This window comes from Bradyrhizobium sp. USDA 4510 (assembly GCF_054059095.1).
This window is the reverse complement of the sequence record NZ_JBSSBT010000001.1, coordinates 3,700,108-3,716,545: the sequence shown is the minus strand read 5'-3', so window position 1 is coordinate 3,716,545 and position 16,438 is coordinate 3,700,108. Positions and strand designations below refer to the sequence as shown.

The following is a 16,438-nucleotide window of genomic DNA, read 5'->3' as shown; positions in this document are numbered from 1 at the left end:
AATCCGCGCTGGCCTCGGGCGCTGTGGATGGTTCCCGACAAGGCCCTGACTCGGCCATCACTCGGGCGTGATCCGGTCCGTTTTTCTTCAACATTGAATGACGAATTAACCGGGCCGCGCCGCTGCGGCAGAATAGCCGGGTGCTGCGCCTTTAACCTACCCCAGGGCTTGGTGGCCCGGCTATTCGTCCCCACTTGGCCGGCGAGATTTCCTCAGTCGAGCCCGCGTTCGTGGCTCAGGCGGACCATTTCGTTGATGAAGATTTGTTTCTGCTTGTCGTCGAGGCTGGCAAACAGCGGCTCGGCGGCGTCGGCGACGCCGCGCTGATCGACCGCCCGGTCATTGAGGAACTGGGCCTCGTTGCGCATCTGCTCGATGATGTCATCCGGCGGATCGCGCTGCGCCCGCGCGATGCGCAGGTTGAGTCGGTCGGCGCCGTTGTGGCCGAGATAGTGCATCGCACTGTTGAAGCCGGCCCAATTCTTCTCCTGCTCCGGCGTCAGGTTGAGCTCCTTCTTGATCCGTTCGATGTTGGCGTCGCTGTTGGCGACGATCTGTTCGGCCGTCAGCTGCGGCGCGCCGGCCTGGGTCAGCACGGTCGGCGCTTGCTTCGCGCCCTTGTCCTTTGCGGCGGCCTTGGCCGACTTGGGGGCCTTGGCGCCGGCCGCCGCGCCCTGTGCGTTCTTGCCGCTGCCGGCATTGGGGTTGTTGCCATTGTTGCCGGTCAACACCCCGGTCACGCCGGTCACCACCCCGACAACGCCGCCGATGGCTCCGCCGAGAACGCCGCCGACCGGCCCGGCAGCCTTGTTGCCCTCGCGCGCCCCCTTTTCGACGCCCTGCACGATCTGCGCATCGACCATATGAGGCACTGCGAGCAACGTGACGGTGGCGGCCCCAACCGCGGCGCACAATCTCCATTGTGCGCGCAGCTTCGCTACCGGGATGAGCATGATCGGGTCTCCGTGATCGGTGGTGGATTGCGGAATTGATGCGGGAGTAGGTTCGACAAATCCGGACTTTAGCGTTTCCGGCTTCAGCAAGTCTATCGGCCGCGCCGGGCATCAACATGGCGGAACAGAGTTCGCTGAGGCTTGACCGGAAAGCTGCGGCTCAACCGCGCACCGTCTGCGACCTTGTCTGCGTCGCCGCCCGCGTGCGTCGCAGCATGATCGCAAGACGCACGGCAAACCGCCGGCAACTGCAGTGATGCGAACGGCACTGCCTGCTATTTGACCACAACGTTAGTTCTAGTTGGCATCAGCATCTCGTTTCTCGACAGATGCCGGCAATTCTGTTCTGATCGGTTTCAACGCAATCCCGCGACGTCGCGCAAACGCGACGCACAAAAAAGAACAACGGGATTCAAAAAGTCTTTTGTCCGTCGGCTACCAGGGAGGGAATGCCATGTCACGGAAGAAGCTCTCGCGCCGAGAATTCGTCGCAGCGACAGCGCTGTCATCGGCCGCGCTGATTACAGCCCCCTACGTGCGTGGCGCCTACGCAGCCGGAAAGCTCTCGATGGGCTTCTGGGATCACTGGGTGCCCGGCGCGAACAGTGCGTCCACCGAGCTGGTCAATGAATGGGCTGCCAAGGAGAAGGTCGAGGTTCAGATCGACTACATCACCAGCCAGGGCAACAAGAACATCGTCACCATCGCCGCCGAGGCGCAGGCGAAATCCGGTCACGATATTTTCCAGATGCCGACATGGTGGCCGCAGGCCAACGCCGAGTTGCTCGAGCCGGTCAACGACATCATGGATCCGCTCCTCAAGCTGAACGGCGATGTCAACGGCACGGTGAAATATCTCGGCCAGGCCGGCGGCAAATGGCTCGGCGTTCCCGCCAGCGTCGGCAGCCAGATCAAGGGTCCTTGCTCGCGCATCGACCTGATGAAGAAACACGCCAACATCGACGTGCAGGAGATGTATCCGGTCGGAAGCGAGCCGAAAGCCGATAACTGGACCCTCGATACGTTCCTCAAGGCGGCTGAAGCCTGCCACAAGGCCGGATTCCCGTTCGGTATCGGCCTTGGCGAAACCAGCGACAGCGTCGACACCGCCGGCGCGATCTTCCAGTCGTTCGGCGCGCAGCTGGTCGATGCCAAGGGCAATCTCACCGTCAAGACCGACGCGGTGCGCCAGGCCCTCGACTACTACAAGAAGCTGCTCGCCTTCCTGCCGCCCGATGTGGCGGCATGGGACGACGCGTCCAACAACAAGTGGCTGGTCGCCGGCAAGGGCGCGATGATCCTGAATCCGCCGAGCGCGTGGGCGGTCGCCAAGCGCGATGCTCCGCAAGTCGCCGAGCAGTGCTGGACGCACGGGTTCCCGGCCGGGCCGAAGGGACGCTTCGCGCCCTATCTGCCGTTCTTCTGGTCGATCTGGTCGTTCTCGAAGAACAAGGAGGCGGCCAAGAGCCTGCTGACGCACCTGTCGCAACCTGCATCGATCGAGAAAATGGTGGTCGCCAGCGGTGGCTATGACCTGCCGGCCTACGAAAAGCTCACGACCTTGAAGGTCTGGGCGGAGCAAGCGCCGCCAAAGGGGACGCTCTACCACTATCCGAACCCCTATAAGCACCAGACGCTGTCGATTGCGGCCTCGCCCGCGCCGCCCAAGATCGCGCAGCAGATCTACTTCCAGGCCACGCTGACCAAGATGTGCCTGCGGTACTACCAGGGTGAAAGCATGGAAAAGACACTCGCCTGGGCCGAGGGCGAGTGCGAAGGCTTCATGCGAAGCTGACGACAAGCGAGGTCTCGCGCGACCACCCGTAATGTTGGCCGCGCGAGGTCCCGTCTTCACATCCCAGCCGCCGGACTGGCGAGCTGTGCAACCAACCCGCGCGAGGGACCTGCGTTATGGTTGACGTCGCATTCCAATCCAACCGCGCAGCCGCTGCCCAGACGGGACGAAGGCGCGCCGGCCTGCGCAACGCGCTGCGGCGCAAGTCGATGGCCGCGTTCCTGATGACATTGCCGCTGATCCTCCTGATCGCGATCCTGGTGCTCTACCCGGCCCTCTACTCCTTGCACCTCGCGACGCTGAACAAGGCGATGACGAAGTTCGTCGGGTTCGGCAATTTCGAGTTCCTGTTCAAGCGCGACACCTTCTGGCTGGTGGTCAAGCAATCCTGCATTTTCGCGATCTCGGCGGTGATCTTCAAAGCCCTGATCGGCTTCATCGTCGCGCATTTCGTGCACAACGTACCCGCCAACAAGCAGCGCAAGTGGCGCGGCATGCTGCTGGTGCCATGGGTGATCCCGCCGGCGATGAGCACGCTGGCGTGGCTCTGGCTGTTCGACCCCTCCTACAGCGCCTTCAACTACACGCTTTCCTTCTTCGGCATCGGGCCGATCCCGTGGACCGGCGATGCGATGTGGGCGCGCTTCTCGGTGATCCTCGTCAACGTCTGGTACGGCGCGCCATTCTTCATGATCATGTATCTGGCGGCGTTGAAATCGGTACCCGACCAGCTTTATGAGGCGGCCGCTATCGACGGCGCCAATTGGTGGCAGCGCATCTGGTACGTTACGCTGCCGATGATGCGCAACATCATCGCGATCACGACGCTGTTCTCGCTGATCGTGACCTTCGCCAATTTCGACATCGTGCGCATCCTGACCGCGGGCGGGCCGCTCGACCACACCCATATCTTCGCCACCTGGGCGTTCCGCGTCGGCATCGAGGGCAGTGATGTGCCGCTCGGCGCCAGCGTTTCGCTGTTCATGGTGCCGATCCTCGCGGTCGCGGCGATCTTCATCCTGCGCGACATCACCAAACGCGGGAACGAAGCCTGATGAGCTCGCTGACGATCGACAAGTCCGGACCGACCCGCAAGGTCAAGTACGGCAGCATGAGCCGCGACCGCGCCTGGGCGCTACGCTGGTCCTATTTCTTCCTGGTGCTGTTTGCGATCTTCTCGCTGACGCCGCCGATCTACATGCTGATCACCTCGCTGAAGAGCAGCGCCGAGATCTCGGCCGCGACCAATCCGTGGTGGGTCTATCATCCGACACTCAGCAACTACATCGAGCTGCTGACCTCGAACCAGTTCCTGCGCTTCTTCTGGAACTCGGCCTGGGTCTCGATCATCGTGGTCACCATCACGATGCTGATCAGCGTGCCGGCGGCCTTTGCGCTGGCGCGGATGAAATTCTGGGGTTCGGCGACGCTCGCGACCGGCGTGTTCCTCACCTATCTCATTCCGGACAGCCTGCTGTTCATTCCGCTGTTCAAGATGTTCGCCGTGTTCGGCGACTGGACCGGCATCCAGCTGGTCAATCGCTGGTACGTGCTGCTGTTCATCTACCCGACGCTGACGGTGCCGTTCTGCACCTGGATCATGATCGGCTATTTCGCCTCGATCCCGAAGGAGCTCGACGAGGCGGCGATTATCGACGGCGCGAGCTGGTTCCAGACGCTGACCCGGATCTTCATCCCGGTCGCGCTGCCCGGCCTGATCGCGGCCACGATCTTCGCCTTCACCGTCTCCTGGGCTCAGTTCCTCTATCCGCTGGTGTTCACGACATCGACCGATCAGCTGGTGCTGCCGGTCGGCATCATCACGACCCTGATCAAGGGTGACGTCTTCAACTGGGGACAGATCATGACCGGCGCCCTGCTCGGCGCCGCGCCGCCGCTGATCATCTATGCCTTCCTGATGGACTACTACATTGCTGGCCTGACCGCCGGTGCGACAAAGGGTTGAACTTATGGCTGATGTCAGTTTGCGGAAGGTTGTGAAGCGTTACGATGAGGTCGAGGCGGTGCGCGGCATCGACCTTGATATCGCCGACCATGAGTTCGTGGTGCTGGTCGGGCCAAGCGGCTGCGGCAAGTCGACGACGCTGCGGATGATCGCCGGCCTCGAGGACATTTCCGACGGCGACATCATGATCGGCGGCGACGTCGTCAACGACGTGCCGCCGAAGGACCGCGACATCGCGATGGTGTTCCAGAACTATGCGCTCTATCCGCATATGACCGTTGCCGAGAACATGTCGTTCGGCCTGCGGCTGAAGCACTATCCCAAGGCCGAGATCAAGAGCCGGGTCACCGAGGCAGCCCGCATGCTCGACATCACCGACCTGATCGACCGCAAGCCGAAGCAGCTCTCCGGCGGCCAGCGCCAGCGCGTCGCGATGGGGCGGGCGATCGTGCGCAATCCGAAGGTGTTCCTGTTTGACGAGCCGCTGTCCAACCTCGACGCCAAGCTGCGCGTGCAGATGCGGATCGAGATCAAGAAGGTGCATCAGAAGGTCCGCACCACGACGGTCTACGTCACCCACGACCAGGTCGAGGCGATGACGCTTGCCGACCGCGTCGTGGTGATGAATCACGGCAGGATCGAGCAGATCGGCACGCCCAACGAGCTCTACCACAAGCCGGCGACCCGGTTCGTCGCAAGCTTCATCGGCTCGCCCGCGATGAATTTCGTGCCCTGTCGGCTCGAGGACACCGGCGGCAAGCTCAACGTGCGGCTGACCGATCGCCTCGCTTTCACGCTGCCGCCGGCACGCGCCGCCCGCTACCAGGCTCTCTCCCGCACCGACAAGCTGTTGCTGGGCATCCGGCCCGAGCACGTCATGGAGGCGCGGCCGCATGCCGAACCGGGCATCGAGCCGTTCGACGCGACGCTCGACGTCACCGAGCCGATGGGGATGGAGACCCTGGTCTATTTCACGCTGGAGGGCACCCAGGTCTGCGGCCGGGTCAATCCCAATGCCGGTGCGCAGGATGGCAGCCCGCTCCGATTGGCTGTGGACCTCAACAATATGCATTTGCTAAACGAGGTGACCGGCGTCGTCCTTTGACGGCGCACAAGAAACCTCAAGGGCAGGAAATGGCCACCAACAAGAAGAAGATTTTCGTCACCCAGACTTTGTCACCGGGGGCACGGGTGCTCCTCAACGAGCGGGACGACGTAGAACTCATCGAATTTCCCAACCTGATCTCCGCCAAGGACTTTCAGACCATGCTCGAGCAGCATGCGCCGGTCCATGGCGTGGCGCTGGGCGCAACCCGCTTCGGCGAGGCGGAGCTGGAGGCGTCCAAGGGCATGATGGTGGTGACCCGGATCGGTGTCGGCTATGACGCCGTCGACGTTCCGGCGCTGTCGCGCCGCAAGGTGCCGCTGATGGTCGCAGGCACGGCGAACTCGCCGTCGGTCGCCGAACAAGCTGTGTTCATGATGCTGACGCTGGCCAAGCGCGCGCAGGAAATGCACACGATGGTCAAGGACGGCACCTGGGCGAGCCGGCTCGGCGTGCTGCCGTTCGATCTCTACGGCAAGACCGTCCTGATCGTTGGCTTCGGCCGCATCGGCACCCGCACCGCCAAGCGCTGCCTCGCCATGGAAATGAACGTGCTGGTCTACGATCCCTACAAGCCCGCCAGCGAGATCACGGCTGCCGGCTGCGAGGCCGTGTCGAACCTCGAAGCGGCGCTGCCGCGGGCGGACTTCGTCACGATCCATTGCCCGAAGAATCCCGAAACCGTCGGGCTGTTTAACGCCGCGCGGATCAGGTTGATGAAGCCGACCGCCTATCTCATCAACACCGCCCGCGGCGGCATCGTCGACGAGACGGCGCTGCACGACGCGCTGGTGTCAGGCAAGCTCGCCGGTGCCGGCCTCGACGTGTTCGAGGTCGAGCCGCCGCCGGTCGGCCAGCCCCTGCACGCTTTGCCCAACGTGATCATGGCGCCGCACGTCGCGGGCGTCACGGTCGAGGCCGTCGATCGCATGAGCGAGCAGACCGCACGCAATATCCTGAGCGTGCTGGATGGCAATCCGCTGCGCCAGAATGTGATCAACCAGGACGTCCTCGGCTGAGCTTTCAGCCTTCCTCGTTTGCGCCGCGGCCGATCCGAAACGATCGGCCCGGCGATGCGGAGTACCCACATGGCCTTCAAGGAATTCGGCAACTACGATGCGGTCGGTCTCGCCGAACTCGTCCGCAACAAGGACGTGACGCCGAAGGAGCTGCTCGACGAGGCGATCGCGCGCACCGCCGCCGTCGATCCGAAGATCAACGCGGTCGTCGTCAAGCATTACGACTATGCCGAGCGCCAGATCGCCAGAGGGCTGGCTGACGGTCCCTTCACCGGCGTGCCGTTCCTGCTGAAGGACCTCGATCTGCTCGAAGGCACCCGCACCACGTCGGGCGCCAGCCTGCTGAAGGACTTCGTCGCCGATCACAACGGCACCCTGGCCCAGCGTTTCCTCGATGCCGGGCTTGCGATCTTCGGCAAGAGCTCGAGCCCGGAATTCGGGCTGATGCCGACGACGGAATCCCGCCTGTTCGGCCCGACCCGCAATCCCTGGAATCTCGACCATTCCTCCGGCGGCTCGTCCGGCGGCGCTGGGGCTGCGGTCGCGGCCCGCATCCTGCCCGTCGCGCATGCCAGCGACGGCGGCGGGTCGATCCGGATCCCCGCCTCCGCTTCCGGGGTGTTCGGCATGAAGCCGACGCGCGCCCGCAATCCGGTGGGTCCCGATCGCGGCGAAGGCTGGGGCGGCTTCTCCGTCGGCCATGTGCTGAGCATCAGCGTCCGCGACAGCGCGGTGATGATGGATGCGATCCACGGTCCGGAGCCGTCGAGCCTCTACGTGGCGCCGCCGCCGGAGCGACCGTTCTCGCAGGAAGTCGGCCGCGATCTCGGCCATTTGCGCATCAGCTTCACCGACAAGTCGCCCTACGGCGATGCGATCGATCCCGAGATCGCTGCGGCGGTGCGCGACATAGCCAAGCTGCTGGCGGGCCTCGGCCATCACGTCGAGGAACGTGCGCCGCCGCTTGCGGCCGATCCCGCCGCAGTCATGACGACCATCGTCGGCGGCAACACGGCGCTGACGATCCGTCTGCTCGAGCAGCGCGTCGGGCGCACCCTGACGTCGGACGATGTCGAGCGGCTCACGCTCGCCAGCGCCCAGAATGCGACCAAGATGAACCCGGCCGACTACGTGGCCGCGCAGCTTGCGGCGTTCCAGATCTCGCGCGCGCTTGCGACCTTCTTCGAAGGTTGCGACATCTTCCTCAGCCCGACGCTGTGCGCGCCGCCGCTCCGCCTCGGCGAGCTGAACACGATGTCCGAGGACCTCGGCCACATCGCGCCGGTGCTGCGCCGCTACATGCCGGGCACCTCGATGTTCAACATGTCCGGACAGCCGGCGATGTCGGTGCCGCTGGCTTGGAACAAGGCCGGTCTGCCACTCGGCATGATGTTCGCGGCCAAGCTCGGCGAGGAAGGACTGCTGTTCCGCCTGGCCGGCCAGCTCGAACAGGTCCGCCCCTGGAAGGACCGGCGTCCGCCGGTTTGCGCGTAGGCCCCACCGAAGCGCCCGGGCTGACAAAGGCCAGTCAGATCAGGTAGATAGGAATGGCGTCGGCGCGATTCCGCCAACGCCGAGCCTGGGAGACCGAACCGTGAGTGACCCGACCGACAATGCGCTCGCCGCAATCGCGAGCATCCTCGATCAGACGACGACACCTCCCGAGAAGGCCAAATCGTCCGACAAGACGGCGGATAAGGAAGCCGAGCCCGCCAAGGAGCCTCCGGTCTCCATCGCGATGCCGCCGCCCCTTCCGTCGTCAGTCGAAGTCGTATCAGTCGAGACCGTGTCCATCACGACCGTGTCCGTCGAGGCCGCGCCCGCCGAGTCGTCGGCGGGCGAGCCGCCGCCGGTCGAGGCGTCCGAACCGGTCGAACAGCCCGAGGCAAGTAAAGCTGAAGCAAGTGAACCGGAGCCAACCGAACCGGAGCCGAGCCAGCCGGAAGCGGAGCCGGAGTCGATCCAGCCGCCGCCCCAACCGATCGAGGCCAATGGCTATTCCAAGTCCGGCCCAGGACCAATGGCCGCGCTGCGCTTCCGCTGGACGGTGCGCCAGGACGGCGCCCAATATTATGTCGACGAGACCGTCGGCGAGGCATCGACCCCGCTCGTCAACGGCCCGATGGAGCGGGACGCCGCGATCAAATTCGTCGACGATCGCGAGGCCCAAGCGCGGCGGCGCTTCGAGCATTTCAAGCACGAGATGCTCAGCCGCACTGCAAGCGTCGTTCAGGCGAGCAAGGACAGCAACGAGGCCTGAGACGCGATACGTGCCCTTCGGGCATCGCAATCAAATGCGGATGGAGAAGACCTCGATGTTTCGCGCGCTGGCCGGCCTCGCTCTCGCTTTGCTCCTGTCCGCCGCGCACGCGCAGCAGGCGCCGTCCCGGCTCGATGAGATCGTCAAGCGCGGCATCCTGCGCGTCGGCATGACCGGCGACTATTTGCCCTTCACCTATCTCGACAAGGAGACCAAGGCCTTCCGCGGCTTCGATGTCGACATGGCGCAGTCACTCGGCAAGGCGCTCGGCGTCAAGGTCGAGTTCGTGCCGACATCGTGGCCGCAGATGACCAGGGATTTCGAGGCCGACGATTTCGACATCGCGATGGGCGGCGTCTCCATCACCTTCGATCGGCAGAAGAAGGGTCTGTTCTCGACGCCGATCATGCGCGAAGGCAAGACGCCGATCGCGCGCTGCGCCGACAAGGGCAAGTTTGAGACGATCGCCGAGATCGACAAACCCGGCACCCGAGTCATCGTCAATCCCGGCGGCACCAACGAGCGCTTCGCGCGCGCCCACGTGAAAGCCGCCGAGATCCGCGTCTTCAACGACAACACCAAAATCTTCGACGAGATCGCCAAGGGCGACGCCGACCTGATGATGACCGATGCGTCCGAGACGCGCTATCAACAGAAACTGCATCCCGGCGTGCTGTGCGCCGTGCATCCCGACAAGCCGTTCGACTTCGCGGAAAAGGCCTATTGGATGCAGCGCGACGTCGCCTTGAAAGCGTTCGTCGACCAATGGCTTCACATCGCGCGCGAAGATGGTAGCTACGCGAAGATCTACGCTGCATGGTTCGAATAGCCCGCGCCACGCTCAAAATTTGAAGCGCACGGCCTGAAACCAGACCGCAATCCAGCGATTTGAACCTAGGCCGCGAGGATACGACTCATGTTCTGACCGTGATCTAGGACACGTTCAGCGAGGTGGTCACCGGATAGCCTTGCGAACAGGTTCCCTGCACCGGAGGTCGGGATGAGAAAACTACTGGCGATCGCCACGTTCGTACTGGCGAGCACGGCCGCAGCGCAGGCGCAGTACACATTCGATTACGGCGGCCGCACGATTCGAATCGATCCCGATCGCGGCACGGTTTCGATCCCCGGCGTCTACGACAATACTCCCCGCCGCACCAAACGCGCCAAAAGCGAGGACACCGAGCAGAAGCGCAAGGTTCCGAAGGAAGCCAACACGGACGCCAAGTCGGACACTAAGACGGACGCTAAGACGAATTCCCAGGCCGCGCCGCCCAGCGCGCCAGCAGCGACTGCTCCGCCTGCCGTCGATCAGGCCGCCGTCCCGCCGGCGCCTGCCGCAACGGCAGAGCCGCCCAGCACGGGCGTTGCGCCCACGCCGCCTTCAGCTACAGCCGCGACCACACCGCCGCCGCCCGCGGCGCCAGCCGTCCAGCAAACTGCGCCGGCTGCAAAGCCCACCACCGCTCCAACGGTCGGCGCCGCCTCGCCGAGCGCTCCGGTGCCCAAGCCGCTCGCCAATCCCGTGCAAGCAGCGAACTCGCCGCTCGGCGTCTGGCTCACCGAAGAGAAGGAAGGCAAAATCCGCATCGAGCAATGCGGTGGCAATCTCTGCGGGTACGCCGTCGACAAGAAATCGAACGCCAACGGCGAACAGGTGCTGGTCAACATGAAGGCGGGCAAGGACAAGTGGAGCGGCCGCATCTTCGATCCGAACAGCGGCAGCACCTACGATTCCACCATCGCGATGAGGAGCCCGGACACGCTACGCGTCCAGGGCTGTGCGTTCGGCGGCATGTTCTGCGGCGGCCAGACCTGGACGCGGGTGAATTGATTGCCTGCAAATCGTAGCCCGGATGGAGCGAAGCTTAATCCGGGATTTTCACCATGGGAGAGACTGCCCCGGATTGCGCTTCGCTCCATCCGGGCTTCTGTAACGGGCCTTGGTTAGTCAATCCCTTTTCGCGTCATCCACTCGCCGGGCACTTGCTTCTGTACGGGATCGGCGCGAAGGCCGTCGCCTGATGGGGTGCATTGAGGAGCCGGCCGGCCAATCTACGGATTGCGTGGTCGTGAGCCACTTCCCGGATGGCGGCCTGACCGGATCCATCGTCCCAGCGGAGGGACTTCGCTCGGGGAGAGCCTGGTGTCGTGGCCCGCCCGGAACCGATTGCTGCTCCTGGCTAGATGGCCTTGGTCATCGGGTTGAACGGTTTGGTGTCGGCGAGCATGCGATGCAGGATCACGGCGAGCTTGCGAGCCAGCGCTACCTTGGCCTTGCGCATGCCTGCGCGCCGGGCGATCCGCATCGCCCAGCTCTTCAATGCCGAGCAATTCTTGACCGGCTTGGTCAGCATGACGTGAGCTGCCTGGTAGAGTGCCTCGCGCACGGAGGCATCCCCGATCTTGCTGATGCGGCCGGTGTAGTCGGTCTCACCGGACTGGTACTTCTTCGGGGTGAGCCCAAAGTGGGCTCCCGTGGCCTTCGAGGAGCGGAAGCGCTTCGGGTCGTCGATCGCCGCGGCATAGGTGAGCGCCACGATCGGACCAACGGACGGCGTTGTCATCAGGAGCTTGGCGGATGGATGCGTCCTGGCGAGCTTCTGGGTGTGCTTGTCCAGGCTCTTGAACTCCCGCAGCAGCACCGCATGGGCTTGGAGCAGCGCCGCCGCGACCAACTCCAGTCCGGGATGGCCGGTCACGAGCTCGCGGATGCGTCCGGCGAACGTGCGCTCGGTGGTCGCACCGACCTTCAGGCCAAAACCGCGAAGTATGCCGCGCAGGCTGTTCTCGACATCGCGAAGCTTGGATTGCAGCAGCTTGCGCGCCGTCAGGATGGCGCGGGTCTCCTGCGCCGCGACCGACTTGCAGTGCACCGGCCGGAACCAGCCGAGCCGCATCAACTGCGCGATCCGGCGGGCATCGTTGCGGTCCGTCTTCACCGGCATCGACTTGAAGGCTTCGCGAACGTGCCGCGTTTCCAGCAGCTCGACCGCAAGCCCTGCGTCTCGCAGACCCGCATACAGCCATTGCGACAAGGGGCCTGCCTCCAGCCCGATCCGTTCCAGTACCAGACCCAGCGACCGGAACCAGGCGATCAGCGCCGCCGGCTCGCTCGCAACCTTCGTCTCGCGCAAAATCTTGCCTGTCCCATCGACAAGGCAAACGCTCGAGCATTCCAAAGACACGTCATTCCTGCATAGTGGTACATGGTCGTCCCTTAATGATGCTTGGAGCGGGCTTGCCCGACTCCGTTGAACACCATCAGTTTGAGGGACGACCGCCTTCCAACCAACAGGCCGCTCGCGAGCGCGCTTCCAAATTGCGCCGTAGCGAGCGGGCGGCCGGCCCGTCACCCCATCTACGGTCTCATAAAATCAAAAGCCCCACCTGATAGCGGGGCTTTCATCTTGCGAACTGCTACGACGCTTCAGCCGACCTTGCCGCTGTATTCCTCGTCGGTGACGTGCTCCATCCAAGTCGAATAGACGCCATCGAGCGCCTCCTGCATGGCGATGTGGGTCATGCTGTTGTCCGGCGAGGCCCCGTGCCAGTGCTTCTCGTTCGGCGGAATCCAGACGACGTCGCCAGGGCGGATCTCCCTGATCGGGCCGCCCTTGGCCTGCACGCGCCCGATGCCGGAGATCACATACAGCGTCTGTCCGAGCGGATGGGTGTGCCAGGCGGTGCGTGCGCCGGGCTCGAACGACACGCGCGAGGCGTTCAGCCGCGCCGGCGCGGGCGCCATGTTGATCGGGTCCTGTAACACCGTGCCGGTAAAATTCTCCTTCGGCGCGCGGCGGGTCGGCCGCGAGCCGGAAACGTGGATGTCCATGGGGTTACCTCCCTTTCTTGACGTTATTTCTTGGTCGCGGCGTAGCGCGCCTTGGTCTCGGCATTCATCGGATACAGGCCGGGCAGCTGGGCGCCATTGTTCACCTCGTTGACGATCCACGCTTCCATCCGTTCCTGCTCCGGCCCCTCGGCCAGCACGTGATCGAGGAACGCCTGCGGGATCAGCACCGCGCCATCCTGGTCGGCCACCACCACGTCGTTCGGGAATACGGCAACGCCGCCACAGCCGATCGGTTCGCCCCAGCCGACGAAGGTCAGACCTGCAACCGACGGCGGAGCCGCGTAGCCGTCGCACCACACCGGCAGGCCGGTGCCGAGCACGCCCTCGACGTCGCGCACCACGCCATCGGTGATCAGCGCCGTCACCCCGCGCTTGGCCATGCGGGCGCAGAGGATGTCGCCGAAAATGCCGGCATCGGTGATGCCCATGGCATCGACCACGGCAATGCAGCCCGCCGGCATCGCCTCGATCGCGGTGCGGGTCGAGATCGGCGACGACCAGGATTCCGGCGTCGCCAGATCCTCACGGGCCGGCACGAAACGCAGCGTGAAGGCCGGTCCGACCAGCCGCTTCTGCCCTGGCTTCAGCGGCTTGGTGCCGCGCATCCAGATGTTGCGCAGGCCCTTCTTGAGCAGGACGGTGGTGATGGTGGCGGTGGACACGTGCGACAGCGTCGCGATCGCTTCGGCGGACAGTGACATCTGGAAAGCTTGCTCCGATGGGAGGAAAAGACCGGCGCATGTTGCCGGGCAAAGGCCTTGCGTCAAGGGCTGCGCGAAAAAGCTGCGATCATCCAGATTTATCACTGGCATGCCGATTAATTTATTGAAGTTGCTGCATCATTTTGCACGAAGCGAATTCCGTTTTATCTCGAAACACGCTAGCTTGATGGTTGACGAACAGCGCTTCACCCAATGGCCGACCCCTTAAGTCCTCCCCGCCTTTTGCCGAGTGGCGACAGCGCCATCACGGTGGAATTCAGCCGCACCATCGACGACGCCGCCAACCGGCGGGTGCTGGCGCTCGACCGCGTCATCGCTGCCGAGCCGATTGCCGGCATCACCGAGACCGTGCCGACCTACCGGTCGCTGCTGGTGCATTACGACCCCGTGCAGATTACTTTCGATGCGCTGGGCGAGCAGCTGCTGGCACGCGCCGCCAAGGCGCCGCCGACCGAGACCGGAACGCGGCGCTGGCGCATCCCGGTGACCTATGGCGGCGAGCACGGCATCGATCTCGAGGACGTCGCGAAGGCGCTCAAAACCACGCCCGACCAGATCGTGGCGCGCCATGTCGCCGGCGACTATCGCGTCGCCATGATCGGCTTCACGCCGGGCTGGTCCTATCTCAGCGGACTGGAGAAGTTCCTGCACATGCCCCGGCGCAAAGATCCGCGGCTCCTGACCCCGGCCGGCACCATTTCGATCGGCGGCATCCAGACCGGCGTGCAGTGCCTGGCCGGCCCGAGCGGCTGGCACCTGCTCGGCCGCACCCCGGTGCGAACCTACCAGTTGCATCGCGATCCGACCTTCCTGCTGGAGCCGGGCGACGCCATCACCTTCACGGCGGTGGACGCCAAGACCTTTGCCGAACAGGACCGCGCCGCCGAGGCCGGCGAGTTCGTCGCCGAACTGGTGACGCCATGAGCAAGCTCGTCGTCAGCTCGATCGGCCCGGCGAGCTCGGTGCAGGACGCTGGTCGTCCGGGCTCGCAGCGCTACGGTCTCGTGCCGAGCGGCGCGATGGACCGGCTTTCGCTGGCGGCCGCCAACACGCTGGTCGGCAACGACCTGTTCGCCGCCGCGGTCGAGATCGGCCCGTTCGGCGCCAGCTTCACCGCGCGCGGGGGCGCGGTGCGCGTCGCCCTCGCCGGCGCGTCGCGCAATGCGGATATCGGCGGCCGGCCGGTCGCGTTCGACAGCTCGGCGACGCTTGCCGAAGGTGAGACGCTCACTCTCGGCTTCGCGCGCGGCGGCTCGTTCAGCTATCTCGCGATCGAGCACGGCATCGAAGGCGAGCCGATGTTCGGCAGCCTCGCCGTCAACGCCCGCGCCGGGCTCGGCAGCCCCTACCCGCGGCCGCTGCAAAGCGGCGACGAGTTGACGACGCAGGCTGCAAGCGGCGCGCCCGAGCGCCGCATCGAATTGCCGGCCGCGACCGATGCGCCGATCCGCATCCTGTTCGGCCCGCAGGACGACGAGTTCGCCGAGGACCACAAGGAGCTGTTGGTCGACAGCGAGTGGAAGATCTCGGCGACCAGCGACCGCATGGGCTATCGCCTCGAAGGTCCCGCCATCAAGCATCTCGACGGCCACAACATCGTCTCCGACGGCACCGTGAACGGCAGCATCCAGGTGCCCGGCAACGGGCAGCCGATCGTGCTGATGCCGGACCGCGGCACCAGCGGCGGCTATCCGAAGATCGCAACCGTGATCACGGCCGATTTCGGCCGCTTCGCGCAGATCTCGGCCGGCCGGCCGTTCCGCTTCAAGGCGGTGACGATGGCTGAAGCGCAGGCCGAGGCGATCAAGTTCCACGAGCTGCTGCGTTCCCTGCCCGACCGCCTCCGCGGCATTGAGGATTTTGGTCTCAACATCGAAGCGCTGCGGGATGCGAATGTCGCGGGTCAGGCCGTCAACGCCGTCGATGTGTCGACCTGGCAAGTTGCGCTACCCTGAATCTGTACAACAACAGACGGATCGATCGTCATGACTTCAACTATCGACCTCAATTGCGATCTCGGCGAAAGCTTTGGCCCCTGGGAAATGGGCAATGATGCCGCGATGATCGAGCTTGCGACCTCGGTCAACGTCGCCTGCGGCTTTCATGCCGGCGACGCCGACATCATGCGCAAGACGGTCGAGCTGGCGAAAGCGCGCGGCGTCAGCGTCGGCGCCCATCCCGGCTATCGCGACCTGCACGGCTTCGGCCGCCGCCCGATGCCGGGACTGACGTCCTCGGAGATCGAGAACCTGATCGCCTATCAGATCGGCGCCCTGCAGGCGATCGCGACCGCGGCCGGCCACAAGGTCACCCACGTGAAGGCGCATGGCGCGATTTCCAACGTCGCTTGCGAGGACGACATGACGGCACGAGCGATCGCCAATGCGATCAAGGCAGTCGATCCCAATCTCATCTTCGTGGTGCTCGCCAACTCGAAGCTGGTGCGCGCAGGTGAAGCGGCGAATCTGCGGATGGCGCATGAGGTGTTCGCCGACCGCGCCTATGAGGACGACGGCAACCTGGTGTCGCGCAAGAAGCCCGGCGCGGTGCTGCACGATCCCAAGGCGATTGCCGATCGTGTGGTGCGGATGGTGCAGGACGGCGCGGTCGTCTCGGTCACCGGCAAGGTGATCAAGATGCAGACCGATACCGTCTGCATCCATGGCGACACGCGTGGCGCCGTCGAGATTGCGCGCGGCCTGCGCGAGGCGCTGAAGCAGGCGGGCATCACCGTTGCGCCGTTCAAGACCGCGCACTAAGCC

Annotated in this window: 15 protein-coding genes and 1 pseudogene; 12 read left to right on the top strand and 4 right to left on the bottom strand. The window is 64.6% G+C overall.

Annotated features, from left to right (window positions below; translation table 11 throughout):
• Positions 1 to 212: 212 nt before the first annotated feature.
• Positions 213 to 953 (bottom strand): Spy/CpxP family protein refolding chaperone, encoded by a 741-nt coding sequence (locus tag ACVMDN_RS16910; RefSeq protein WP_076828866.1) that lies wholly within the window; start codon positions 951 to 953, stop codon positions 213 to 215.
• A 454-nt stretch (positions 954 to 1,407) separates the two neighbouring features.
• Here ACVMDN_RS16910 and ACVMDN_RS16905 point away from each other — a divergent pair, with 454 nt between their 5' ends.
• The 9 genes from ACVMDN_RS16905 to ACVMDN_RS16865 all read left to right on the top strand — a co-directional run bounded on the left by ACVMDN_RS16905 (position 1,408) and on the right by ACVMDN_RS16865 (position 10,932).
• The gene (locus ACVMDN_RS16905) at positions 1,408 to 2,748 is read left to right on the top strand and encodes an ABC transporter substrate-binding protein (protein ID WP_076828868.1); all 1,341 of its coding nucleotides are present in this window, start codon (positions 1,408 to 1,410) and stop codon (positions 2,746 to 2,748) included.
• A 116-nt stretch (positions 2,749 to 2,864) separates the two neighbouring features.
• Entirely contained in the window at positions 2,865 to 3,803 is a 939-nt protein-coding gene (locus ACVMDN_RS16900; protein WP_016847560.1) for a carbohydrate ABC transporter permease, read from the top strand.
• Complete coding sequence (locus ACVMDN_RS16895) at positions 3,803 to 4,714, top strand: carbohydrate ABC transporter permease (RefSeq protein WP_016847559.1); 912 nt, start codon at positions 3,803 to 3,805, stop codon at positions 4,712 to 4,714. Before ACVMDN_RS16900 ends, ACVMDN_RS16895 begins: the two co-directional genes overlap by 1 nt.
• A gap of 4 nt (positions 4,715 to 4,718) precedes the next feature.
• Positions 4,719 to 5,819 carry an ABC transporter ATP-binding protein gene (locus ACVMDN_RS16890; protein ID WP_057018685.1) on the top strand — a complete coding sequence of 367 codons (1,101 nt, stop codon included), beginning with the start codon at positions 4,719 to 4,721 and terminating at the stop codon, positions 5,817 to 5,819.
• 29 nt (positions 5,820 to 5,848) lie between these two features.
• Positions 5,849 to 6,838 (top strand): hydroxyacid dehydrogenase, encoded by a 990-nt coding sequence (locus ACVMDN_RS16885; RefSeq protein WP_057018686.1) that lies wholly within the window; start codon positions 5,849 to 5,851, stop codon positions 6,836 to 6,838.
• 69 nt (positions 6,839 to 6,907) lie between these two features.
• Positions 6,908 to 8,332, top strand: coding sequence for an amidase (locus ACVMDN_RS16880; RefSeq protein ID WP_141342399.1), 1,425 nt, complete (start codon positions 6,908 to 6,910; stop codon positions 8,330 to 8,332).
• 100 nt (positions 8,333 to 8,432) lie between these two features.
• Positions 8,433 to 9,098 (top strand): hypothetical protein, encoded by a 666-nt coding sequence (locus tag ACVMDN_RS16875; RefSeq protein WP_057018687.1) that lies wholly within the window; start codon positions 8,433 to 8,435, stop codon positions 9,096 to 9,098.
• Between the two features lie 55 nt (positions 9,099 to 9,153).
• Positions 9,154 to 9,927 (top strand): transporter substrate-binding domain-containing protein, encoded by a 774-nt coding sequence (locus tag ACVMDN_RS16870; protein ID WP_375166484.1) that lies wholly within the window; start codon positions 9,154 to 9,156, stop codon positions 9,925 to 9,927.
• 171 nt (positions 9,928 to 10,098) lie between these two features.
• Positions 10,099 to 10,932, top strand: a complete 834-nt coding sequence (locus ACVMDN_RS16865; protein WP_253623895.1) for a DUF2147 domain-containing protein — start codon at positions 10,099 to 10,101, stop codon at positions 10,930 to 10,932.
• Positions 10,933 to 11,281: 349 nt separating this feature from the next.
• On the opposite strand, the pseudogene ACVMDN_RS16860 reads toward ACVMDN_RS16865, so the two are convergent.
• The 3 genes and pseudogenes from ACVMDN_RS16860 to ACVMDN_RS16850 all read right to left on the bottom strand — a co-directional run bounded on the left by ACVMDN_RS16860 (position 11,282) and on the right by ACVMDN_RS16850 (position 13,655).
• Positions 11,282 to 12,309 (bottom strand): annotated as a pseudogene (locus tag ACVMDN_RS16860) (IS110 family RNA-guided transposase).
• Between the two features lie 219 nt (positions 12,310 to 12,528).
• Complete coding sequence (locus tag ACVMDN_RS16855; RefSeq protein ID WP_076828878.1) at positions 12,529 to 12,933, bottom strand: (R)-mandelonitrile lyase; 405 nt, start codon at positions 12,931 to 12,933, stop codon at positions 12,529 to 12,531.
• A 23-nt stretch (positions 12,934 to 12,956) separates the two neighbouring features.
• Positions 12,957 to 13,655 (bottom strand): ribonuclease activity regulator RraA, encoded by a 699-nt coding sequence (locus ACVMDN_RS16850; RefSeq protein ID WP_076828879.1) that lies wholly within the window; start codon positions 13,653 to 13,655, stop codon positions 12,957 to 12,959.
• Between the two features lie 213 nt (positions 13,656 to 13,868).
• Here ACVMDN_RS16850 and pxpB point away from each other — a divergent pair, with 213 nt between their 5' ends.
• Genes pxpB through ACVMDN_RS16835 form a run of 3 tightly spaced genes read left to right on the top strand, consistent with a single transcriptional unit; the run spans position 13,869 to position 16,435 of the window.
• The gene (pxpB, locus tag ACVMDN_RS16845; RefSeq protein ID WP_057018691.1) at positions 13,869 to 14,600 is read left to right on the top strand and encodes a 5-oxoprolinase subunit PxpB; all 732 of its coding nucleotides are present in this window, start codon (positions 13,869 to 13,871) and stop codon (positions 14,598 to 14,600) included.
• Positions 14,597 to 15,631, top strand: a complete 1,035-nt coding sequence (locus tag ACVMDN_RS16840) for a 5-oxoprolinase subunit C family protein (RefSeq protein ID WP_141341295.1) — start codon at positions 14,597 to 14,599, stop codon at positions 15,629 to 15,631. The genes pxpB and ACVMDN_RS16840 overlap by 4 nt, the downstream gene beginning before the upstream one ends.
• Positions 15,632 to 15,661: 30 nt before the next feature.
• On the top strand, positions 15,662 to 16,435 hold the full coding sequence (locus ACVMDN_RS16835) for a LamB/YcsF family protein (protein ID WP_057018693.1): 774 nt from the start codon (positions 15,662 to 15,664) through the stop codon (positions 16,433 to 16,435).
• The last annotated feature ends 3 nt before the right edge of the window (positions 16,436 to 16,438 follow it).